This is a genomic window from Pseudohalocynthiibacter aestuariivivens, assembly GCF_018457175.1.
In the GTDB taxonomy this organism is placed as follows: Bacteria; Pseudomonadota; Alphaproteobacteria; order Rhodobacterales; family Rhodobacteraceae; genus Pseudohalocynthiibacter; species Pseudohalocynthiibacter aestuariivivens.
This window is the reverse complement of the sequence record NZ_JAGFNU010000004.1, coordinates 117,570-140,285: the sequence shown is the minus strand read 5'-3', so window position 1 is coordinate 140,285 and position 22,716 is coordinate 117,570. Positions and strand designations below refer to the sequence as shown.

Sequence of the window (22,716 nt, the reverse complement as noted above, 5' to 3'; positions counted from 1 at the left end):
GTGAAAAAAACACCTCTACGCATAAATAAATATACGACGTTGGCGCTACGCCTTCTTCCTGTGTTTTCGATTGCGAAGCAGGTTCAGCCCTTCAACACCCCCGGCAAAAACCATTGCTGCGTAAATAAACCCGCGTTCAAAGTGCTGATGCAGCCCGTCGGCAACCAACGCGACGCCGACCATCACCAAAAATGCCAGGGCCAGCATTTTAGTCGATGGATGATCCTCTACAAATTTGGCTATTGGCTCCGCCGCGATCATCATAATCAGGATGGCCACGGCAACGGCGGCGATCATGACTTCCAAATGGTCCGCGATGCCGACGGCGGTGATAACTGAATCAAAAGAAAAGACCAGATCAAGCACCATAATTTGCAGTATTACAGAGGCAAAGCCGGTCACAATCACCCTTTGTGTGTTTTCCGGGCCCTCCATTTCAACGAAAATTTCACTTGTCGCTTTATAAAGCAGGAACACACCGCCGGCGATCAGTATAATGTCGCGCCAACTGAAAGATTGGCTGAAAATCTCGAACAAAGGTTTCTGAAGCGATACAATCCAGGCGATGGAAAACAACAAACCAATACGCAGTAACAACGCACCAATTAGCCCAATGGTTCGGGCTTTTCGGCGTTGTTCTGGTGGCAGTTTGGATGAGGCGATAGAAATAAAGATAACATTGTCTACCCCCAGAACAATTTCGAGAACCGTGAGCGTCAGGAAGGAAACCCAGACAGCAGGATTGGCGAGTAGCTCTATCATGAATACCTCTTGTGGTTTGTTCTTTTGTTACAGCAGTTCTACTGTCGCGCTCCCAATTTCTTAGCCTGACCCGGCTTTAATGTGGCTACGCATCGGCTGGTTGTAGCTGTGGATGTGGTCCCCGTGCCTGTTCAAAGTCTTCTGTATGCGCTACCACATTATCCGCTGACAACAACACGATGCCGTAGGCGCCAGGTTCATCGGTGGACAGAGAACCGTCCCTTCCCGTTAAATCCATAGGCATTTGATGGCAGGGGCTTTTAAACACCGTAAACCCAAGACCGCCGATGTTGCCTGAAATTGTACGGTGCACATGCCCGGCAAAAAGATGTCGGACGTTCGGGAAGCGCTGCAACAGCGCCATAAGTGCGGTGTCGTTTCGAAGTCTGATTTCATCCATTGCCGGGAATCCAACGCGAAACGGCGGATGGTGCGTAAAGATCAGTACCCGCCGCCCGTTCGCGCGCGTCAACGCAGTCTCAAGCCACGCAAGCCGTGCGCCACATAGATGGCCCGCATGGCGGCCCTTCGGGTAAGGGGGTGCGTCCACAGTGTCCAATGTGATCAGACACGTATCACCAAGCTCCAGCATCTCCTGCACATGGCCGGATTCTGTACATTTCGTTTCCGGAAAAACCGAAAGGAAATTATCCCGATTATCGTGATTGCCAATCATCAGTGTGACAGGGACAGGCAAATTTTTTAGGGCATTGCTAAGGCGCTGATACTCCGCAATTTCCCCGTTATGGGCTAGATCACCGGTAATGATTATGCGTGTGGTGTCCGGATGAGTTTGAATAGCATGAGATAATCCGGTCTGGAAACGTTCAAGCGGATCGAGATCAATGATCGTCTTTCCTAGGTCACTAATGTGGATATCTGTAAAAATAAGCAGTTTTTCAGTGAATTCGGACATCGTGCAGGCCTCAGGCAAAGACAGTTTAGCGCACGATGCTTGGAAGAAACGATTCAGGCAATGTTATTTTTAGCGTCGCCTGAAATTGCTAGAAAACGGCGTGCACTATGTTGGAAAGGGCTGTGATGACAATCATTCCAACGGTCGAATACATCCCTGCTCTACGGGCGGAAATGAGCTGTGGGGTGCGGCTAAGACCAATCGCATGGATGCAGCGCCCTAACAAAAGCGTCAGTCCGAGGAAATGCAAAACCATCAAGGGTGCACTCTGCAGTTCAGCCATAGCCAGTAAAATCAGGGCGATCGGAGTATACTCCGCAAAATTTGCCTGGACGCGTATGCGTTTTTGCAAGTCTTTGTCGTTTCCATCTCCAATAGAAACACCTGCGCCATAACGGCGAAATACCACCCTAGCGCTCAGATACAGAAACAACAAAGCCAGCAATCCAGTATAAAGCGGAGTTACTGTTACCGGGTCTGGCATTCTGAATTCCTTGTTGCGGCCTCTTATCCTATGGACACTTTAACAGAAAACCATCGCTGAACAGTTTGGCTCCCGGCGCTGATACCCTGGATTATGGAACGTAAAAACGCCCTTTCTTTTTCCCAAAAATATCCCCGCCGGAGGCATCCGAGCCCCATAGGGGCGCGCTTTAAAGAATAGCGCGTTAGCGCTGCAATGGAATAGTTTCTACTATTCCAGTTCGACAAGCAGATCTTTTGCATCAATCTGCGCACCCACATGAACATGCAGCGCTTTTACCACCGCATCGCGTTCGGCATGAATGCCGGTTTCCATTTTCATCGCCTCGATTGTCAGCAGCAAATCTCCTTCTTTCACACTCTGTCCGGCTGTGACAGTTACCGTCGCAACCACGCCCGGCATCGGAGCACCAATATGGTTCGGGTTGCTAACATCCGCCTTCGGGCGCGCTGCAGTCTGGGATTTCACCAGTCGGTTTGGGACTCGGATGACCCTTGGCTGGCCATTGAGTTCAAAGAATACTTTTACATCGCCGTCCTCATTGGTTTCGCCAACGGCCTGAAGGCGCACCTCAAGCGTTTTCCCGGGGTCAATTTCTGCAGCGATTTCTTCTCCAGGCTCCATTCCATAGAAAAATGTCCGTGTCGGCAGGGTCCGCACCGGGCCGTAGACCCTGTGTCGGCCCATGTAATCCAGAAATACTTTTGGGTACATCAGGTAACCATTCAGGTCTTCGCTATCGACTTTGAAGCCCTCCAACTCTTTAACGAGGCTTGCCCGTGTCGCCTCAAGATCGACTGGCTGTAAATGGGCGCCCGGTCGGCTTGTATCCGCTTTCTCGCCTTTCAACACTTTTTTTACAATCTTTGCGGGGAAGCCACCGGGGGGCTGGCCCAGGTTTCCGCGCATCATGTCGATGACGGAGTCCGGGAAAGCAACATCAACGGCCGGGTCTTCAACCTGTTCACGCGTGAGGTTCTGACTGACCATCATCAGCGCCATGTCGCCAACAACCTTGGAAGAAGGCGTTACCTTAACGATATCGCCGAACATATGGTTCACATCAGCATAGGTTCGGGCGACCTCGTGCCAGCGCTCTTCAAGCCCCAGGCTACGCGCCTGTGCTTTAAGGTTGGTAAACTGGCCTCCGGGCATTTCGTGCAAGTAAACTTCGGACGCGGGTGCTGGTATGCCACTTTCAAAAGCGGCATATTGGGCGCGAACTTGTTCCCAGTAGTCAGACAACTGGCGCACAGCATCAATATTGATCCCTGTGTCGCGTTCTGTATGCGCCAGCGCTTCGACGATTGAACCAAGACAAGGCTGTGACGTGCCACCAGAAAAGGCGTCCATTGCCGCGTCTACCGCATCAACACCGGCTTCCGCCGCCGCAAGAACCGTGGCAGCAGAAATACCAGACGTGTCATGGGTGTGGAAATGTAACGGCAGACCAACCTCTTCTTTCAACGCCTTGATCAGCAAGCGCGCGGCCGCTGGTTTCAGCAGGCCGGCCATGTCTTTCAGCCCAAGGATATGCGCGCCAGCCGCCTTGAGGTCTTTCCCCATGTTTACATAGTACTGCAGATCGTACTTCGCGCGATCCGGATTCAAAATGTCGCCGGTGTAGCAAATTGCGCCTTCACAGATCTTGTTGTTTTCAACAACCGCATCCATTGCGACGCGCATGTTCTCGACCCAGTTAAGCGAGTCAAAGACGCGGAACACATCAACTCCTGTCGTTGCAGCTTGTCTAACAAACTCCTGCACAACATTGTCGGGGTAGTTTGTGTAGCCAACACCATTGCTTGCACGCAGCAACATCTGTGTCATTACGTTTGGCATTTTTGCGCGCAGATCGCGAAGCCGCTGCCATGGGCATTCCTGCAGGAAACGGTAGGCGACATCAAAGGTAGCGCCGCCCCAGCATTCAATGCTGAAGAGCTCCGGTAGGTTTGCGGCATAGCTCGGGGCGGCCTTGATCATGTCGATCGAACGCATCCGTGTCGCCAGAAGGGACTGATGCCCATCGCGCATTGTTGTATCGGTCAATACAAGCTTTTTCTGGTCTGCCAACCAGTCCGCAATGGCCTGCGGACCCTTTTCTTCAAGCAGATTGCGGGTCCCGGAAACCCCTTCGCGTTGCGGAATAGGCGGTTTTGGCGCCTTGAGCCCTTCTGCTGGCTTGACGCGCCCAGCCGTTTCCGGATGTCCGTTTACCGTGATATCGGCGATATATGTCAGAATTTTTGTCGCCCGGTCACGACGGCGTTTGAACTGAAACAGTTCCGGCGTTTCGTCGATAAACGTGGTTGTGTACTGGTTCGAAAGGAAGGTTGGGTGTTTTAACAGGTTCTCAACAAAGGCGATATTGGTTGAAACGCCACGGATACGAAACTCGCGCAGGGCGCGGTCCATTCGCGCAATAGCCTTTTCAGGTGTTTGTGCCCAAGCGGTTACTTTGGTCAGAAGGGAGTCATAGTAGCGCGTGATTACACCGCCAGCATAGGCCGTGCCGCCATCCAACCGAATGCCCATGCCAGTCGCCGAACGGTAGGCAGTGATACGCCCGTAATCAGGGATAAAGTTGTTCTGTGGATCCTCGGTGGTAATCCGGGTTTGCAGCGCGTGACCATTCAGGCGGATATCGTATTGGCTTGCCTTGCCTGTCGCTTCGGCAATGGATTTGCCTTCGGCGATTAGAATCTGCGCCTGCACGATGTCGATACCGGTGACCTCTTCTGTCACTGTATGCTCGACCTGCACCCGCGGGTTCACTTCGATGAAAAAGAATTTTCCGGTTTCCATATCCATCAGGAATTCAACCGTGCCAGCGCATTCATAATTTACATGGGCGCAAATCTTGCGGCCAAGATCACAGATCTCTTCACGCTGTGCTTCGCTGAGATAGGGCGCAGGCGCACGCTCTACAACTTTTTGGTTGCGGCGCTGAACAGAACAATCCCGCTCGTAAAGGTGGTAGATATTGCCGTGGGTGTCGCCCAGAATCTGCACCTCGACGTGGCGGGCGCGGGTTATCATCTTTTCGAGATACCCTTCGCCGTTGCCAAAGGCGGCTTCGGCTTCGCGCCGACCCTCCAGAACCTTTTCTTCAACTTCGTCTTCCGAAAAGATTGGCCGCATCCCGCGTCCGCCGCCGCCCCAGCTTGCTTTCAGCATCAGCGGATAGCCAACCTTAGCGGCTTCGTCTTTGATAGCTTTCATGTCATTTCCCAGAACTTCCGTCGCTGGGATGACGGGAACACCCGCCTCGATTGCCACTCTTCGGGCGGAGGCTTTGTCGCCAAGGGCGCGCATGGTTTCGGCTTTTGGGCCAATAAATGTAATGCCGTTTGCCACGCAGGCATCCACAAAGTCAGGGTTTTCCGACAAAAGCCCGTAGCCCGGATGAATAGCGTCTGCGCCACATTCCTTGGCAACACGAATGATCTCGTCAATCGACAGGTAGGCCGCAACCGGCCCCATACCTTCGCCGATACGATAGGCTTCGTCCGCTTTGAAGCGATGCAGACCCAGCTTGTCTTCTTCAGCAAACACAGCGACCGTGCGTTTGCCCATCTCATTTGCTGCCCGCATAATGCGGATCGCAATCTCACCCCGGTTGGCAATCAGGATTTTTTGAAATTCAGCCACGGGCAAGATCCTCCCAATGTGATGTCAAACTTTGGTGTCAAACGCGCCGGCAGACCTGCACGTGTCGGGAACATACAGTTATGCTGCGTCGCAGCACAATACCAAGCACTAGGTATTTTGAAAGATTTGTGAAGGGTTTTGTTCTCGTTTCCACCCCGGAAAACGACTCTCTCATGTTGAAAGGCGAAATCGTGAATTTATTTTTGGAAAGCGCGGTTTGGTAAATCGCTCAGTTGCCGGGTTCCGATCTGCCCCATATTGGCGATCATGTCCTGTCGTAAAATGTCCACGGCATGTGCTGCACCACGCGCACCAAAGGCACCAAGCCCATAGTGAAACGCGCGCCCGAGCATGACAAAATTCGCACCAAGTGCCAGAGCCCGCAAGATATCGAGGCCTCCGGCGACACCGCTGTCAAAGATAACCGGCATTTCCGGGCCAAGCGCCGCGCGTATCGCCGGCAGGGCGGTAATTGTCGCGGGGGAGCCATCAAACTGGCGCCCTGCATGGTTGGACACCCAGATCGCGTCTGCACCGAGGTCCCGCATGTGACACGCGTCACCTGCGTCAAGTAGGCCCTTTATCACGAGATTACCGTCCCATTCCTTGCGCAGAACGTCGAGATATTCCCAATCAGGCGATGTGCGCAGCAGATATCCGATGTGCTGGGTCGAAGACAGGTTACCTTCCGTCTTTTGATAGCTTTCCATCAACCGCAATCTTGGCATTCCAAGGCGTAGTGTACCAAGTGCCCACTCTGGACACCGCATAACCTGCATCATCAACCTTGGGGTAAGGCGGGGCGGGTTTGTCAGGCCAGAACGGGTTTGGCGTTCACGCCGACTGGCAACCGGCACATCCACCGTTAGTATGAGTGTGTGAAAACCAGCATTTTTGGCGCGCGCCAGAATGTCTGCGCGAATGTCGGGGTCACGTGGGGGATAAAGCTGAAACCATCCCTGATTTCCAATGTGTGGGCCAACCGCTTCTGGTGTCTGACTCGCCACTGTGGACAGGCAATATGGAATACCCTCCGCCGCACCAAGCTGTGCCAGAAGTTTTTCAGCGCCCGGCCAGATCAGCCCCGACATACCAACAGGTGCAATGCCAAAGGGCAGGGGATAATCGCGCCCCAATAGGGTTGTGGTCAGGTCTGGCGTGAATTCGCCGTGCAATACAGACGTGCGTAACAACACCTGATCAAGCGCTTCGCGATTGCGCGCCTTGGTTTTTTCCTCACCGGTCGCGCTATCAAGGTATTCCCACACAAAATGGGGAATGCGCCGTCTTGCCCGCGCTTGCAGGTCCGAGATTGCGGGAAAGGTGCTGTGCAGATCCATATAAATCCTTCTATTGGCTTGTCTGAAAAAGGCAAGTGTTGCGCGCGTTCTGCCGAAATTAACCAGTAGAACATTCATGGAACACTCTTTCCCTCGGCCAGACTTCAAGCTAGATTGATCTTCATGAGCAGTTTTGATGAATCGGACGCCTTTGAGGGCGCATCCTTGTCCGCACGTGCAATGGCGGCATTACCTACGTTTTATTTGGATGACCTGAACCCTGCGCAGCGCGAAGCAGTGGAGCAACTCGATGGCCCTGTGCTGATGTTGGCCGGGGCTGGCACTGGTAAAACCAAGGCGCTTATGGCGCGGATTGCGCATCTTGTTACGCTTCGCCGGGTGCGACCGGACGAGATTCTCGCTGTGACTTTTACAAACAAGGCCGCACGCCAGATGAAAGAGCGGCTTGAGAAAACACCATTCAATGTAAAAAATCCGATTAAATGGATGGGCACGTTCCATTCGATCTGCGTCAAGCTACTCAGGCGGCATGCAGAACTGATTGGTGAAACTTCTGAAAAAACATCAATCCACCCTTATACGGAATTAGTGGTCGACGATAATGATAGCGAAGGCCCTTACGACAAAGGGCCGGTACCGACGCCGAATTTCGTTCAATCAACTCCTCCGACTTCATCAGGGCTACATCTAAGATCCAATTTCACAATTTTAGACACAGATGATCAGGTGCGGTTGTTGAAGCAGCTGATACAGGCCGCCAATATCGACGACAAACGCTGGCCTGCCCGTGTGCTGGCAGGAATGATCGACAACTGGAAAAACCGTGCCTGGAAACCCGAAAACGTGCCGACGGCAGAAGCCGGTGCCTTCGATGGAAAAGGCATCGCACTTTATCGTCAATACCAACGGCGCCTTCTGGAACTGAACGCCGTCGATTTCGGCGATCTGTTGCTGCATGTCGTCACGATTTTTCAACAGCATGATGATGTGTTGAAACAATATCAGCGCTGGTTCAAATTCATCCTTGTTGATGAGTATCAGGATACGAACGTCGCCCAGTATCTGTGGCTGCGCTTGCTGGCAGGCGGGCATAAAAATATCTGCTGCGTTGGCGATGATGATCAGTCGATCTATGGCTGGCGTGGCGCGGAAGTTGGCAACATATTAAGATTTGAAAAGGATTTTCCCGGCGCTGTCGTTGTGCGGCTGGAACAGAACTATCGCTCGACACCACATATTCTCGGCGCTGCGTCCGGTGTGATTGCGGGCAATGAGGATCGGCTGGGTAAAACGCTTTGGACCGACCGGGACGAGGGCGAAAAAGTCCGACTTATCGGCCATTGGGATGGCGAAGAGGAAGCGCGCTGGATCGGTGAAGAGATCGAAGCAATGCAGCGCGGCACCCGTGGCCAGAAACCGATGTCATTGAATGACATGGCGATACTTGTGCGGGCTTCGCATCAGATGCGGTCGTTTGAAGACCGGTTCCTGACCATCGGGCTGCCCTATCGGGTTGTCGGCGGCCCCCGGTTTTATGAGCGCATGGAAATTCGCGATGCGATGGCCTATTTCCGCGTCGTGACCAGCCCTGACGATGATCTGGCGTTTGAGCGGATTGTGAACACGCCGAAACGCGGAGTGGGGGACAAAGCGCTGCAAACCATCCAGATTTGCGCGCGCGAAAATGGGTTGTCGCTTTTGGAAGCGACGCGGTATCTCGTGTCTTCAGGAGATTTGAAAGGCAAGGCTAAAAGTGAACTTGCCAAGCTGATCGCCGGGTTTGATCGCTGGGCTGACGCTGCGCATGACGGTAAGACAAGCCATATTGAACTGGCCGAGGTTGTCCTCGAAGAATCCGGCTACACAGAGATGTGGCAAAAAGACAAAACACCAGAAGCACCGGGTAGGCTCGAAAACCTCAAGGAACTTGTGAAAGCGCTTGAACAATTCGAAAATCTGCAAGGGTTTCTGGAGCATGTCGCCCTGATCATGGACAATTCATCAGAAGAAGCTGAGGAAAAGGTCACCATTATGACCCTTCACGCCGCCAAGGGTTTGGAGTTTCCTGCGGTGTTTCTGCCCGGTTGGGAAGACGGGTTGTTTCCGTCGCAACGGTCGATGGATGAAACTGGCTTAAAGGGGCTCGAGGAAGAACGTCGTCTTGCCTACGTCGGTATAACACGTGCAGAAGAGCTATGTACTATCTCATTTGCAGCCAATCGCCGGGTTTACGGCCAGTGGCAATCGGCACTGCCCTCACGGTTTATTGACGAATTACCTGAAGAGCATGTTGAGGTGCTGACCCCACCCGGCCTTTACGGTGGTGGCTATGGCGCTGCCTCGCCCGACATGGGTGGACGGGGAATGGGCGCCCAGATGGAAGCGAAAGCCGCCCGCGCAGACGCCTATAATTCACCGGGTTGGCGCAGAATGCAGGCGCGTAGTCAAACCCGCACAATCAGCCAACCACGTGAAAGCAAGAATCTGGTTATCGACGCCGAGGCTGTATCTGTCTTTCGCCAAGGTGACCGGATATTTCACCAAAAGTTCGGTTACGGTACGGTGATGGGGATCGAGGGCGACAAGCTTGATATCGAGTTCGACAAGGCAGGCTCAAAAAAAGTGATAGCCCGGTTCGTGGTCGCGGCCGACCGCGTAGATGACGTGCCGTTTTAAGCGAAACATTCTTTACAGGCCAAAAGCAAAAAAAACGACGATATCCGGGAGGAGGTGGATATCGCCGTCTTTTTTTGCATCAGGTCTTGGGAGGAGGATAAGACCTTTAGCATCTGGTTGGGGCAAGGCCCCTATTGTTAAACGATGTCACGCGGGAGGAGGTGCATGGCATCGTTTCGTCAGCTACGGGCTCAATGGGAGGAGAAAACCCGTTGCATTCTTTGGGGCTGTGCCCCGTAAGGAAGCGAGATGTCTGGGAGGAGATCATCTTCGCTAAAACGAAAAACCCTGGGAGGAGGAGGGGTTTTCCGAAATCTTTAAACTTTAACGGCCGTATACTGCTTCGTGAGCAACGCTTCTGAGAGATGCCCGTGTCAGGCCCAAATCGGCTAGGTCGCGGTCGCTAAGATCGCTCAGCTCATCGAACGTCTTCTTGTAAAGACGGAACTGGTTTGCGCGGAACGCAAGGTCCTTGAAATAAACTGCGATACGGTCAGTCAGGCCAAGGTCGACTGTGCGTGTATGTGATGCAATAGCCATTGATCTGCTTCTTTCTCTTTGTCTTTCTGCCTGCGCTGTGTTGCGCTTTCTGATACGAAGATAGGCAAATGCTGCGAATGCACAATAGTTTGCATGAGCAATGCTGCTATGCAGAAAATGCATACGTTGTGCTGACCTATTCTTAAGCGAAACGATGAAAACGCAGGCAGTTGCTTTGCCTCCCCTTGCGCTTTGCTGAAAAGCTGCCAACTAATGCCTGAGATTTGTTCAAGAGGACGACCCATGACCGTTTCGCGAGATGATGTACTGACTGCATTGGCCCGGATAAGCCTGCCGGATGGTGGCGATCTTGTCTCGCGCGACATGGTGCGGGCGCTTTCAATAGAGGGTGGCACGGTTCGGTTCGTCATTGAAGCCGAAACACCAGAGATGGCTTCGCAGATGGGCCCGTTGCGCGAAGCGGCGGATCGGCTCGTCGCCGGAATTCCCGGCGTTACCGAAACGTCTGTTGTTCTCACCGCGCACGGCCCCACGGCAGAAGCCGCGCTAAAGGGGCCGCCGCCCGATCTTAAAATTGGTCGCCACCCCACACCTCAGCAAGGTGCGCAGAAGGTTTCAGGGGTTGACCGAATTGTTGCGATTGCATCGGGTAAGGGTGGTGTTGGAAAATCTACCGTATCCTCAAACCTTGCCGTTGCCCTCGCGAAACAGGGACGGCGGGTTGGATTGCTGGACGCTGATATATACGGCCCATCACAACCTCGGATGATGGGGGTGAACAAACGCCCTGCGTCCCCGGATGGTAAGACGATCATCCCGCTCCACGCCCATGGTGTTACCTTGATGTCGATTGGCCTGATGGTTGATCCGGATCAGGCCGTTGTGTGGCGCGGCCCAATGCTTATGGGCGCGCTTCAACAAATGCTGGGGCAGGTTGAATGGGGTGAGCTTGATGTTCTGATCATCGACTTGCCACCAGGTACCGGCGACGTTCAGCTGACACTTTGTCAGAAAACCCAGCTGACCGGCGCAATCGTAGTTTCGACCCCACAGGATGTTGCGCTGCTTGATGCGCGCAAAGCGCTGAACATGTTCAAGACACTGAATACACCCGTCCTTGGGCTGATCGAAAACATGTCATCTTACGTTTGCCCCAAATGCGGACATGAGGCACATATTTTTGGTCACGGTGGTGTTCACGCCGAGGCAGAGAAGCTTGGCTTGCCATTTCTGGGCGAACTGCCGCTTGACCTGGAAGTGCGTCTTGCCGGAGACAACGGCACACCGATTGCAGCAGGCGAGGGGCCGTTGGCTGATGCCTACGCGCAGCTCGCGTACCGGCTGGTTGCGGGTGGCATTGCCTGAATCAAAGTGGGTAGCCGGAGAGGCACGTTCTCTGTTCAGACTTCGGCACCCGCCTGAAACCGGTTCGTTCTGAGATGTCCCGCTTTTGAAGGAGGCTATTGAATCCTAGCCTCTGGGAAATCGTGGGACATTCCAATTTCCGATAAAATAATCACGAATCTTTCGAAATCTAACTGCGGATTCGCAGTGCCTGGGGGCTGTTTGCCGTGTCTTTTCCATCCCAAAAGGCAAATTCTTAAAAATTTTCGGGATTTTATGGGAAAAATACGCACCAAAAATTTTTTCTATATATGGTGTTGCATTTTCTTTAAATCACAACAGGTAGTGCAGTTTGTTCAAAAATAGTTTGATTATGGGAACGATTCGATCCCAGTGAATGTATTGGAAGTCAATTTTCCCACAAAAAACAGTTGATTTCCATGAATTCCCATGGCATCCCTGTATCCAAGATGAGGACGGGCAAAAAAGGGGCATTCTAAAGAACCCCAAAGGCACCAAGTCAGGTTTCATACAGGCACCCGCTTTCATCTAATTTGAGATCCGGCGCGCGAGCGAGCAGACATCCCCCCAGGTGGCGCGCGCAGTCGGACATACCCCAGAAATGGGACGAGGGCGGCGGATTGAGCAGTGGCAGCGGCTCAAACCGCCGTTTCCTTTTGAGGGGCAGAACAGAGGAGCCGCAGGCACGTGGCTGGAACATTCAGAGGCGAAGGCCACCACAAGGTGGATGGCAAGGGCAGGGTGTCTATCCCGGCTCTGTTTCGTCGTGTTCTGGAAGCAGGTGATCCTGATTGGACCGAAGGACTGAACCCCCATATCGTGATTGTATATGGCAGCGAAAAACGCAAACACCTGGAGTGTTACTCTTCCGAGGCGATTTCGGAAGTCGACGAAAAAATTCGTAAATTGCCGCGAGGCTCTAAAAAACGCAAAGCTTTGCAGCGTCTCTATCACGCGCAAGCACACAATACCTCGGTTGATGAAACAGGCCGTTTGGTCCTGCCGGCCAAGTTGCGTGAAAAGATTGGTCTTGAAGGCGAGGCCTATTTCGTCGGGAACGGCGATACGTTTGAGATCTGGCATCCCGATACCTACGAGACCGAGATGTATAGCGATCTGGAAGCGGATGATGGGTTTGACCCCGACGCTGATCCGTCAGTTTATCTAGACGGTGCAGAAGGGGAATAGGCAATGGCTGCACAGGCCAGCACACTCCCTGATGCCATACCTCATGTTCCTGTTTTGCTGCGCCCACTTTTGGCAGCAGTCGCGCCAGTATCAGGTCTTTGGCTTGATGGTACCTTTGGTGCGGGCGGCTATGCACGTGGTTTGCTTGAGGCAGGCGCTGATTGTGTGATCGGTGTTGACCGTGACCCGATGGTTTTTGAGATGGCAGCGGATTGGACAAAAAAATATGGGGACCGTCTGCGCCTTGTCGAAGGCACGTTCAGCAAACTAGATACATATAGTGATACCCCGCTGGATGGTGTTGTTCTCGATCTGGGTGTTTCGTCTATGCAGCTTGACCAGGCAGAACGCGGGTTTTCATTTATGAAAGAGGGCCCGCTTGACATGCGGATGAGCCAGACTGGCCCGTCAGCCGCCGATCTGGTGAACAAAGCTACGGAATCAGAAATAGCGGATGTTCTTTTCCAGTACGGTGAAGAACGTGCTTCTCGCCGGATCGCGAAGGCGATCGTGACGGCGCGCGCTGACGCACCCTTTGAAACGACACTACAATTGGCGGATGTCATCGAGAAATGCATTCCAAGGGGCAAGCCGGGGCAAAGCCACCCGGCGACCCGCAGTTTTCAGGCCATTCGCATCGCGGTGAATGATGAATTTGGAGAGCTCGTTGCAGGGCTAGAGGCGGCAGAGCGAGCGCTCGGCGCGGGCGGGCAGCTTGCTGTCGTGACATTCCATTCACTTGAAGACCGGATTGTGAAACGTTTTTTACAGGCACGGTCGGGCGGGGGCGGGCAAGGAAGCCGCTATGCCCCTGAAACTGAACAAAAACAACCGCAGTTCAAGCTGAAGTTCCGGCGCGCAATCGGGCCGGATGATGAAGAACTGGGTGAAAATCCGCGCGCGCGATCAGCAAAATTGCGCGTTGCTATTCGTACTGGTGCTGAAGCAGCGCCACCAAACAGAACCGGGCTGGGTCTGCCCGGATTGACGGATCGGGGACGTCACTGAGATGCGTAGTTTCTTTTACATTCTTTCGGCTATGGCTGTGATGGGCTTGGCTTACTGGGCTTATCAGGAAAATTACAAAACCCAGCAAGCTGTGCGCGAAGTAAAGCGTTTGCACCGTCAAATTGGCCGGGAAAGAGAGGCTTTGGCCGTGCTGAATGCCGAATGGGCGTATCTTAACCGCCCGGACCGCCTGCGTGAACTTGCTGAAATTAACTTTGATCGTCTTGGTCTGTTGCCCTTCATGCCGGACCAGTTTGGGCGTGTTGATCAGATTGCCTTTCCCGTCGAAAATTTAGTGAGCTTGTCAAATTCAATTGACGTTTCAGGTGAAGTGAAGGTGCAACCATGACCCGGACACCTCTGCGACCATTGGCCCGTATTCTGGAAGCCCGTCAAAAAGGTGAAAACCCGGATGCGATAGAACGCGAAAACATTCGTTTGCGCCACGAAGAAATGCGCGACAAAGCGCGGGTTCGTGCCGAAGGGCGATTGCTGGTTCTTGGAGTGTTTTTCTTTTGCGCCTTTTTTCTGGTTGGTCTTCGAATGACGCATCTGTCCGGCAGTGCAGTGGAAGAGCCGAACAATGCCTATCTTGGGCCGTCAATCACGGCACAGCGCGCTGATATTACTGATAGAAACGGCCGTATACTGGCAACCAACCTGGTAACAAATTCGCTCTACGCGCAACCACCTGTCATGGTTGATCGCGTGGGTGCCGCAAAAGCGCTGGCAGCAATTTTCCCGGATCTTAACGAAGACCGCCTGATCGAAAAATTCACCGGCGAACGCACTTTTATCTGGATCAAGCGCAAACTTTCTCCTGAACAGATGCAAGCGGTGCATGACATCGGCGAACCGGGTCTGCTCTTTGGTCCGCGTGAGATGCGGCTTTATCCCAACGGCAGTGTTGCGGCGCATGTTCTTGGGGGGGCTTCGTTCGGACGAGAAGACGTTCATGCGGCCGAAGTTATTGGCACGGCAGGTGTTGAAAAGACCTTTGATGAATATCTGCGCGACCCGGCGAACAATGGCGCGCCGTTGCAATTGTCACTTGATCTGACAATTCAGGCGGCTGCTGAACAGGTGCTGAATGGCGGGATGCGCCTGATGAAAGCCAAAGGTGCGGCGGCGGTTCTGATGGATGTTCACACGGGTGAAATTGTGTCGCTTGTGTCCCTGCCGGATTTTGACCCGAATGACCGCCCCCGCCCCCTGACAGAAGGAGTTGCCTCTGACAGTCCACTGTTCAACCGCGCGGTACAGGGCGTTTACGAACTGGGTTCAACGTTCAAAATCTTCACGGCAGCCCAGGCCCTTGATGCACGCTTAATGAACCGGGAGACGATGATCGATATACGCGGCCCATTGCGGTGGGGACGCTTCAGGATAAGCGATTTCCATGACTACGGTGCCCAGTTATCTGTGTCGGACATCATTGTGCGCTCGTCGAATATTGGCACGGCCCGCATCGCTCAGCAAATCGGACCGGCACGCCAGCGCGCGTTTTTGGGGTCGCTCGGATTACTTGAACCAACACCAGTTGAAATGGTTGAAGCATCAGGCGGGCGTCCGCTATTGCCGCCGAACTGGTCCGAGCTTTCAGCGATGACAATTTCATATGGCCATGGCTTGTCAACTAGCCCGATGCACCTTGCCGCTGCCTATGCGTCCCTTCTGAACGGCGGTACGCGTGTCATGCCAACCCTTTTGCTTCAGGACGGTCCGCAACACGGAGAGCGGGTGGTTTCAACTGATACATCCGCCATAGTGCGCGATTTGTTGCGTCAGGTGGTTGTGCGAGGCACGGCAAGCTTTGGTGAAGTTCCGGGTTACGCCGTCGGCGGAAAGACCGGAACTGCAGACAAACCCCGCGAAAACGGCGGCGGCTACTATGACGACAAAGTAATTGCCACCTTTGCCTCTGTTTTCCCGGCAAATGATCCAAAATATGTTCTGATTGTTACCCTGGATGAGCCAGAAGTTCATACGCTGGGTGAGATGCGCAGAACTGCGGGATGGACTGCTGTGCCGGTTGCGGCAGAGATTATCCGCCGCGTTGCTCCGCTGCTTGGCCTCAGACCACAGATTGAACCTTCCCCAGCATCTGGGATAACACTGACCAGCAACTAGCAGAACAGGCGGGCCGATGCCGGATCAGACAGCGAAATCACTATCACAGCTTGGTTTGACCGCATCAGATGGGCGCGATGTTCGGGTGACGGGCCTTTCGGTTGATAGCCGAAACGTAAAGGCAGGCCACCTTTTTGCTGCCTTGCCGGGCACGAAGTTTCATGGTGGAGAGTTTATTCAGTTTGCTCTGCGAATGGGTGCAGGTTCTATTCTGACTGACAGGGCTGGCGCAGACATTGCAAAAGTAGAGCTTTCTGCTACGCCTGATGTGCCTGTTGTACTGGCAGAGGATCCGCGTCAGACGCTCGCCTACGCTTCGGCGCTTTGGTTTGGTGCGCAACCCGAAGTCATGGTCGCCGCGACCGGAACAAACGGTAAAACCTCTGTTGCAACTTTCACGCGCCAGATATGGGAACTAATGGGGATTGCAGCCGCCAACCTTGGAACAACAGGCGTCGAAGGGGCGTTCAAAGCACCTCTTGCGCATACAACGCCCGAACCGATCACGCTCCATCGTCTTTTGGCAGAAATGGCCGGGGCAGGTGTTACGCATGCCGCGATGGAAGCGTCGAGCCACGGTCTGGCACAGCGCCGCCTCGACGGTGTACAACTGGCGGCGGCGGCATTTACCAACTTCACGCAGGACCATCTGGATTACCACGCAAGTTTTGAAGAGTATTTCGGTGCAAAGGTGGGCTTGTTTTCACGCGTTTTGTCGGAAGACGGTACTGCCGTTATTAACATCGACGACCCTAAAGGTGAAACGGTGGTAGAGATTGCACGGGCGCGTGGCCAGCGGGTGATCACCGTTGGACGTAGCCGAACGGCTGATCTGCTTATTCTGGGCCAGCGCTATGATCCAACGGGGCAAGAATTGCTCTTTGAATGGGAAGGCACATCACGGCAGGTACGTTTGGCGTTGGTAGGTGGGTTTCAGGCGGAAAACGTTTTGGCCGCAGCCGGGCTTGTGATTGGAACCGGGTCTGACGCTTCAGAGGTGTTTGACACCCTGCAGGAACTTCAGACCGTGACCGGGCGCATGCAGCTCGCAGCAACACGAGAGAACGGTGCACCGGTCTATGTCGATTATTCACATACGCCCGATGCAGTGGCGACTGCACTGAACGCGCTTCGCCCGCACGTTATGGGGCGGTTGATTGTTGTGCTTGGGGCTGGTGGTGACCGCGATACAAGCAAACGGGTGTTGATGGGGCAGGCGGCAGCCGAAAATGCCGATGTTGTTTTTGTGACCGACGACAATCCGCGTTCTGAAGACCCGTCAGCGATACGCGCGATGGTTATGTCCGGTTGCCCCCAGGCAAAGGAAGTCGGGGACCGGGCTGAGGCGATCCTGCGGGGCGTTGATGCGCTTGGACCCGGAGACGCGTTGTTGATTGCGGGCAAGGGCCATGAAACCGGGCAGGTGGTTGGGGATGATGTATTGCCCTTCAACGATGTCGAACAGGCCAGCGTTGCAGTTGCCGCACTAGAAGGTCGGCTGGCATGAGCACGCTCTGGACATCCGCAGAGGCGGCCAAAGCGACGGGCGGTAGATCGACAGTCAAGTGGCAGGCGAGTGGAATATCAATCGATACCCGATCGATAGAGCCGGGCGATCTTTTCGTTGCTCTGAAAGATCTACGAGACGGTCATGACTTTGTCGCACAGGCGCTTGAAAAAGGTGCTGCTGCAGCCATGGTTTCCCATGTTCCCGACGGTGTGGTGAAAGATGCTCCTTTGTTGATCGTGGATGACGTGCTTGTCGCGCTGCAGGATTTGGGCAAGGCGGGGCGGGCGCGTTTCAAGGGCAAACTTGTAGGTGTCACCGGATCCGTGGGCAAAACATCTACGAAAGAAATGTTGCGCGATGTTCTTGCAAGACAGGGCAAGGTTCACGCTGCCGAAAAAAGTTTCAACAACCACTGGGGCGTTCCGATCACCTTGGCGCGAATGCCGCAGGATGCGGATTTTGCGGTGGTTGAAATAGGCATGAACCACCCGGGCGAAATTTCACCCTTGGCTAAAATGGCGCGTCCGCATGTCGCGATGATTACGATCATTGCGCCGGCACATATGGAAGCTTTTAAAAGCCTTGAAGGAATCGCCCACGAAAAGGCGGCGATCTTTGATGGTTTGGTCAAAGGGGGATCGGCCGTTTTGAACGGGGACGGTGACGTTGCTGCGATTTTGAAGAAAGCTGCGGAAAAGAAAGCGGCGACATGCCTGAGCTTTGGCGAAGGTGAGAAAAACACCTACCAGCTTCGCGAAGTGCGCATCGTTGGGGATATGACAGTGGCGAAAGCGCACCTGCCCAAGGATGGTGACGTTTTGTTCAAAGTCAAAAGCGCTGGGCGTCATTTTGCGACCAACGCACTGGGTGTTCTTGCGGTGTTGGACGCGTTGGGTGCTGACAGCAGCATGGGTGCTCGCGATCTGGCGCTCTGGAGCCCACCGATCGGGCGCGGTAAGCGCGAAACACTGGTTTTGGATGCCGTCGAAGTCGAAATGCGGATGGACCTCATCGACGATTCCTACAATGCGAATCCAACCTCAATGCGAGCCGCGCTCGAGGTATTAGCTGCAGCACACACCACAAATGGCGTCGGACGCGTGGCAACGGGACGGCGTATCGCAATTTTGGGCGATATGCTAGAACTTGGTCCCAATGAAATCAGGCTGCATAAAAATATCGCCTCATTGCCAAGTTTGACGGGGATCGAGTTGATCCACTGTGTCGGCCCACGTATGCGGCATCTATGGAAATCTTTACCAGAATTTAAACGCGGAAAATGGTTTGAAACGGCTGAGGAAATCGCGCGCGATATACATCATCTAGTTGATGCGGGTGATGTTGTGATGGTCAAAGGGTCACTTGGCGCACGTGTCGGGCTAGTGGTTGACGCCATCCGAAAACTGGGTCATCCGGTCGCGGACGACAACGAAGGAATGTGAAAAGATGCTTTACTGGCTGACAGAGTTTTCGGATGGGGGCGATTTTTTCAACCTCTTTCGCTATATCACATTCCGTGCGGGGGCCGCATTTTTCACGGCTTTGATATTTGGATTCCTTTTTGGAAAGCCCCTGATCAATCTGTTGCGCAGACGTCAAAGAAACGGCCAGCCCATTCGTGAAGACGGCCCGGAAAGCCACATAGAATCTAAGGCGGGAACGCCCACGATGGGCGGTGTTCTGATACTAGGGGCTTTGACGGTATCAACATTGCTGTGGGCACGCCCCGACAACCCTTATGTCTGGATGACCCTGTTCGTAACGATTGGTTTTGGACTAATTGGGTTTGTCGACGATTTTCAAAAGGTTAGCAAGAATAACGCCAAAGGGGTATCAGGTAAGGTCCGTTTTGGAATTGGCTTGCTGATCGCGCTCATTGCGGGCTACTGGGCCGCGCATTTCCACCCCGATGCGCTGACCTACAAACTCGCGCTTCCGGTCTTTAAAGACACGCTTATCAACCTCGGCTTCCTGTTTGTACCTTTTGCGATGATCGTGATCGTGGGGTCTGCTAATTCCGTGAACCTGACAGATGGGCTCGATGGTTTGGCCATCATGCCGGTTATGATTGCAGCAGGGGCATTGGGGATAATTGCTTATGCGGTTGGCCGGGTCGATTTTACCGAATATCTGGATGTGCACTATGTGCCGGGTACAGGAGAATTGCTTATCTTTACGGCAGGGCTGATTGGCGGCGGGCTTGGCTTTCTTTGGTACAACGCCCCCCCTGCAGCGGTCTTTATGGGGGATACCGGCTCGCTGGCGCTGGGCGGTGCCTTGGGGTCGATTGCGGTGGCGACGAAACATGAACTGGTGCTGGCGATTATCGGTGGCTTGTTTGTTGTCGAAGCCCTGTCAGTCATTATTCAGGTGCTCTATTTCAAACGGACGGGAAAACGCGTTTTCCTGATGGCCCCGATCCATCATCACTTCGAAAAGAAAGGCTGGGCAGAACCACAGATTGTGATCAGGTTCTGGATTATTTCCCTGATCCTTGCACTGATCGGGCTTGCAACGCTGAAAATCAGGTAAGCTGCGTGTAATGGTTGCCGCATTAGCATCATATAAAGGTTCGCGGGCATGATTCCGGTTAAAGGATACAATGGCAAGAAAGTCGCGGTCCTTGGGCTTGGCCGTTCAGGTATGGCAACTGCGCTGGCTTTGGAAGAGGGTGGAGCAATTCCACTGCTGTGGGACGATAGTGCCGAAGCACGGGCGACAGCCGAGATGATGGATTTCACCCCCGTCGATCTCACCCGCGCCAATGCATTTGATGATGTCACGTCGCTGATTGTTTCCCCCGGTATTCCGCATCTCTACCCAGCACCTCATCCGATCATTGAAAAAGCGATGGCCGCTGGTGTGCCCGTTGACAATGATATCGGGCTTTTCTTTCAGTCGTTTGCGACGCTGGATTGGGAAAGCTTTAGCACCATGCCGCGGGTTATAGCGGTTACGGGCTCGAACGGTAAATCCACAACTGCCGCACTGATCCATCATGTTTTGGAAGAAGTCGGAAAGCCAAGCCAACTGGCTGGTAATATTGGCCGGGGTGTGTTGGATCTGGAACCGGCGCACGACGGCGAAGTGGTGGTGTTGGAACTCTCGAGTTATCAGACAGAACTTGCCCGTGCGATGACACCTGATATCGCTGTCTTTACGAACCTCACCCCGGACCACTTGGAGCGTCACGGCGGTAAAGGCGGGTATTTTGCGGCCAAGCGTCGCCTGTTTGCCGAAGGTGGGCCAGACCGCGCCGTGATTGGCGTTGATGAAGCGGAAGGCCGGTTTCTGGCCAATCAAATGTCTGAAGGCAGTACAGATGACCGCGTGATCAGGGTGTCGGTCGATTCAAAACTGACGGGTGTAGGTTGGTTTGTTTTTTCACGCAAAGGCTTCCTTTCGGAGTATCGCAAAGGAAAGCAAGCCGGCTCTATCGATCTGCGTGCGATCAAAGGCTTGCCGGGAACACATAATCATCAGAACGCCTGCGCTGCCTATGCTGCCGTGCGTGCGCTCGGGGTTGCCCCACGCGTGATTGAACAAGCTTTTCACAGTTTTCAGGGGTTGCCGCACCGAAGCCAGATTGTCGGCGAAAAAGCTGGCATCACCTTTGTTAACGATTCCAAAGCGACAAATGTTGATAGCGCAGCAAAGGCATTGCAGGCGTTTTCCCACATTCGCTGGATCGCTGGGGGGCTCGGCAAGGATGGCGGTATCGCGGCACTGACGTCGCATCTGGACGCTGTCGTGAAGGCCTATCTTATCGGCCATTCCGCCAAGGATTTTGCGCTGGAACTGGGCGAAACACCCTACGAGATTTGCGAAACCATGGCCGAGGCCGTAGCACGTGCATCAGAAGAGGCACAAACCGGCGAAACAGTTTTGCTGGCACCCGCAGCGGCGAGTTTTGATCAATACCCGAATTTTGAAAAACGCGGCGAAGATTTCATGGCCGAAGTTCAGCGCTGGCTGGATCAGGACTGAGCGGCGATTGCGGTACCCGCGGCCCAGCCAGATGACCAGGCCCATTGGAAATTGTATCCACCCAACCATCCAGTTACGTCTACAACCTCGCCAATGAAGTAAAGACCGGGAACGTCTTTGGTCTCCATTGTTTTTGACGAAAGCACCTCGGTGTCGACGCCACCTACAGTGACCTCTGCGGTGCGATACCCTTCGGTGCCGCTAGGGATCAGTTGCCAGTTGTGTAGTTTTTCTACGAGTGCACTTAACGCGATATCGCTGAAATCGGCCAGATTGCCCGAAACCGATGCCATTTCGCAAAGATATGAAGCCAACCGTTTGGGAAGATAGTCACCCAAGACATTCGAAATGCTGCGGCGCCCATAGGTTTGGCGTTGCTGCCGGAGTTCAGACAGTAAATCAACCTGCGGCAACAAAGAAAGGGTCACCGCCTCTGTTTCGCGCCAAAAGCTGGAAACCTGCAGGATGGCCGGGCCAGACATGCCCCGATGGGTAAACAAAACGGCTTCTTCGAACTGCGCACCACCTGCTTCGGCGCGGCAGTCCACGGCAACGCCAGCGAGGGGTTTTAGCCCAGCCATGACTTTGTCACCGAAGGTAAAAGGCACCAACCCGGCCCGGGTTTCTGTGACCTTCAGACCAAATTGCTGGGCGATCTGGTAGCCAAACCCAGTCGCACCCATTTTCGGAATAGATTTCCCGCCACAGGCCACAACAAGGTTTTTGCAGGTGGCAAACTGTGATTTTCCATCGTGCGTCAGTGTCAGGCAAAAGCCTGATTCAGTCTTCGCTATGTCGGAGGCACTGGTATTCAACCAAAGCTCTGCGCCTGCTTTGGTCATCTCGGCTTGCAGCATCTTGATGATGTCTTTGGCCGAAGTGTCACAGAACAACTGACCAAGGGTTTTTTCGTGGTAGGAGATGCCATATTTCGAAACTAATTCGATAAAATCCCATTGCGTATAACGGTTTAGCGCGGATTTTGCGAAATGCGGGTTGTTGCTGATGAAGTTCACAGAGCTTGTGTGAAGGTTGGTGAAATTGCAGCGGCCACCACCCGAAACGCGGATTTTTTCACCAGCTGCTTTTGTGTGATCGATCACCAGTGTGTGACCATGCGCATAGGCGGCACACATCATTCCGGCGGCTCCTGCACCCAGGATTATCGTGTCAAATTCGCTCAAGTTTGTCCCCTTGTTGCGCCTGCTGATCATGATCAACAAAAAACCGCAAGAGC

Annotated in this window: 17 protein-coding genes; 10 read left to right on the top strand and 7 right to left on the bottom strand. The window is 53.7% G+C overall.

Annotated features, from left to right (window positions below; genetic code table 11):
• Positions 1 to 45 precede the first annotated feature (45 nt).
• The 5 genes from J4E70_RS08045 to J4E70_RS08025 form a co-directional block, all read right to left on the bottom strand.
• A complete protein-coding gene (locus J4E70_RS08045; RefSeq protein WP_213888583.1) occupies positions 46 to 762 on the bottom strand; it encodes a TerC family protein in 717 nt (238 codons plus the stop codon).
• An 85-nt stretch (positions 763 to 847) separates the two neighbouring features.
• Positions 848 to 1,678, bottom strand: coding sequence for a phosphodiesterase (locus tag J4E70_RS08040; protein WP_213888582.1), 831 nt, complete (start codon positions 1,676 to 1,678; stop codon positions 848 to 850).
• Positions 1,679 to 1,766: 88 nt separating this feature from the next.
• Complete coding sequence (locus J4E70_RS08035) at positions 1,767 to 2,162, bottom strand: MAPEG family protein (RefSeq protein WP_213888581.1); 396 nt, start codon at positions 2,160 to 2,162, stop codon at positions 1,767 to 1,769.
• Positions 2,163 to 2,372: 210 nt separating this feature from the next.
• On the bottom strand, positions 2,373 to 5,813 hold the full coding sequence (locus J4E70_RS08030; protein WP_213888580.1) for a pyruvate carboxylase: 3,441 nt from the start codon (positions 5,811 to 5,813) through the stop codon (positions 2,373 to 2,375).
• 197 nt (positions 5,814 to 6,010) lie between these two features.
• Positions 6,011 to 7,153: an alpha-hydroxy acid oxidase gene (locus tag J4E70_RS08025; protein ID WP_213888734.1), complete on the bottom strand. Its 1,143-nt coding sequence runs from the start codon at positions 7,151 to 7,153 to the stop codon at positions 6,011 to 6,013.
• Between the two features lie 123 nt (positions 7,154 to 7,276).
• On the opposite strand from J4E70_RS08025, the gene J4E70_RS08020 reads away from it, so the two are divergent.
• Entirely contained in the window at positions 7,277 to 9,790 is a 2,514-nt protein-coding gene (locus tag J4E70_RS08020; RefSeq protein ID WP_213888579.1) for an ATP-dependent helicase, read from the top strand.
• A 324-nt stretch (positions 9,791 to 10,114) separates the two neighbouring features.
• On the opposite strand, the gene J4E70_RS08015 is transcribed toward J4E70_RS08020, so the two are convergent.
• Positions 10,115 to 10,330: a DUF1127 domain-containing protein gene (locus tag J4E70_RS08015; RefSeq protein ID WP_213888578.1), complete on the bottom strand. Its 216-nt coding sequence runs from the start codon at positions 10,328 to 10,330 to the stop codon at positions 10,115 to 10,117.
• 243 nt (positions 10,331 to 10,573) lie between these two features.
• Between J4E70_RS08015 and J4E70_RS08010 the strand changes: the two genes are divergently transcribed.
• The 9 genes from J4E70_RS08010 (at position 10,574) to murD (ending at position 21,479) form a co-directional block, all read left to right on the top strand.
• Positions 10,574 to 11,656: an Mrp/NBP35 family ATP-binding protein gene (locus J4E70_RS08010; RefSeq protein WP_213888577.1), complete on the top strand. Its 1,083-nt coding sequence runs from the start codon at positions 10,574 to 10,576 to the stop codon at positions 11,654 to 11,656.
• A 687-nt stretch (positions 11,657 to 12,343) separates the two neighbouring features.
• A complete protein-coding gene (gene mraZ, locus J4E70_RS08005) occupies positions 12,344 to 12,844 on the top strand; it encodes a division/cell wall cluster transcriptional repressor MraZ (protein WP_213888576.1) in 501 nt (166 codons plus the stop codon).
• 3 nt (positions 12,845 to 12,847) lie between these two features.
• Positions 12,848 to 13,852 carry a 16S rRNA (cytosine(1402)-N(4))-methyltransferase RsmH gene (gene rsmH / locus J4E70_RS08000; RefSeq protein WP_213888575.1) on the top strand — a complete coding sequence of 335 codons (1,005 nt, stop codon included), beginning with the start codon at positions 12,848 to 12,850 and terminating at the stop codon, positions 13,850 to 13,852.
• 1 nt (position 13,853) lies between these two features.
• The gene (gene ftsL, locus J4E70_RS07995; RefSeq protein ID WP_213888574.1) at positions 13,854 to 14,201 is read left to right on the top strand and encodes a cell division protein FtsL; all 348 of its coding nucleotides are present in this window, start codon (positions 13,854 to 13,856) and stop codon (positions 14,199 to 14,201) included.
• Positions 14,198 to 15,982, top strand: a complete 1,785-nt coding sequence (locus J4E70_RS07990) for a peptidoglycan D,D-transpeptidase FtsI family protein (protein ID WP_213888573.1) — start codon at positions 14,198 to 14,200, stop codon at positions 15,980 to 15,982. The genes ftsL and J4E70_RS07990 overlap by 4 nt, the downstream gene beginning before the upstream one ends.
• A 16-nt stretch (positions 15,983 to 15,998) precedes the next feature.
• Positions 15,999 to 17,489 carry a UDP-N-acetylmuramoyl-L-alanyl-D-glutamate--2,6-diaminopimelate ligase gene (locus tag J4E70_RS07985; protein ID WP_213888572.1) on the top strand — a complete coding sequence of 497 codons (1,491 nt, stop codon included), beginning with the start codon at positions 15,999 to 16,001 and terminating at the stop codon, positions 17,487 to 17,489.
• Positions 17,486 to 18,934 (top strand): UDP-N-acetylmuramoyl-tripeptide--D-alanyl-D-alanine ligase, encoded by a 1,449-nt coding sequence (locus tag J4E70_RS07980; RefSeq protein WP_213888571.1) that lies wholly within the window; start codon positions 17,486 to 17,488, stop codon positions 18,932 to 18,934. The genes J4E70_RS07985 and J4E70_RS07980 overlap by 4 nt, the downstream gene beginning before the upstream one ends.
• Before the next feature lie 4 nt (positions 18,935 to 18,938).
• On the top strand, positions 18,939 to 20,024 hold the full coding sequence (gene mraY, locus J4E70_RS07975; RefSeq protein ID WP_213888570.1) for a phospho-N-acetylmuramoyl-pentapeptide-transferase: 1,086 nt from the start codon (positions 18,939 to 18,941) through the stop codon (positions 20,022 to 20,024).
• A gap of 48 nt (positions 20,025 to 20,072) precedes the next feature.
• A complete protein-coding gene (gene murD / locus J4E70_RS07970; protein WP_213888569.1) occupies positions 20,073 to 21,479 on the top strand; it encodes a UDP-N-acetylmuramoyl-L-alanine--D-glutamate ligase in 1,407 nt (468 codons plus the stop codon).
• On the opposite strand, the gene J4E70_RS07965 is transcribed toward murD, so the two are convergent.
• Entirely contained in the window at positions 21,470 to 22,663 is a 1,194-nt protein-coding gene (locus J4E70_RS07965; RefSeq protein WP_343229451.1) for a BaiN/RdsA family NAD(P)/FAD-dependent oxidoreductase, read from the bottom strand. The genes murD and J4E70_RS07965 overlap by 10 nt on opposite strands.
• Between the last annotated feature and the right edge of the window lie 53 nt (positions 22,664 to 22,716).

Bases quoted from the DNA above. Each gene is read 5' to 3' on its own strand.
- J4E70_RS08020 (WP_213888579.1), top strand. From the start codon at position 7,277: ATGAGCAGTTTTGATGAATCGGACGCCTTTGAGGGCGCATCCTTGTCC.
- rsmH (WP_213888575.1), top strand. From the start codon at position 12,848: ATGGCTGCACAGGCCAGCACACTCCCTGATGCCATACCTCATGTTCCT.
- J4E70_RS08040 (WP_213888582.1), bottom strand. From the start codon at position 1,678: ATGTCCGAATTCACTGAAAAACTGCTTATTTTTACAGATATCCACATT.
- J4E70_RS08045 (WP_213888583.1), bottom strand. From the start codon at position 762: ATGATAGAGCTACTCGCCAATCCTGCTGTCTGGGTTTCCTTCCTGACG.
- mraY (WP_213888570.1), top strand. From the start codon at position 18,939: ATGCTTTACTGGCTGACAGAGTTTTCGGATGGGGGCGATTTTTTCAAC.
- J4E70_RS07990 (WP_213888573.1), top strand. From the start codon at position 14,198: ATGACCCGGACACCTCTGCGACCATTGGCCCGTATTCTGGAAGCCCGT.
- J4E70_RS08015 (WP_213888578.1), bottom strand. From the start codon at position 10,330: ATGGCTATTGCATCACATACACGCACAGTCGACCTTGGCCTGACTGAC.
- murD (WP_213888569.1), top strand. From the start codon at position 20,073: ATGATTCCGGTTAAAGGATACAATGGCAAGAAAGTCGCGGTCCTTGGG.
- J4E70_RS07980 (WP_213888571.1), top strand. From the start codon at position 17,486: ATGAGCACGCTCTGGACATCCGCAGAGGCGGCCAAAGCGACGGGCGGT.
- ftsL (WP_213888574.1), top strand. From the start codon at position 13,854: ATGCGTAGTTTCTTTTACATTCTTTCGGCTATGGCTGTGATGGGCTTG.
- J4E70_RS07985 (WP_213888572.1), top strand. From the start codon at position 15,999: ATGCCGGATCAGACAGCGAAATCACTATCACAGCTTGGTTTGACCGCA.
- J4E70_RS08025 (WP_213888734.1), bottom strand. From the start codon at position 7,153: ATGGATCTGCACAGCACCTTTCCCGCAATCTCGGACCTGCAAGCGCGG.
- J4E70_RS08035 (WP_213888581.1), bottom strand. From the start codon at position 2,162: ATGCCAGACCCGGTAACAGTAACTCCGCTTTATACTGGATTGCTGGCT.
- J4E70_RS08010 (WP_213888577.1), top strand. From the start codon at position 10,574: ATGACCGTTTCGCGAGATGATGTACTGACTGCATTGGCCCGGATAAGC.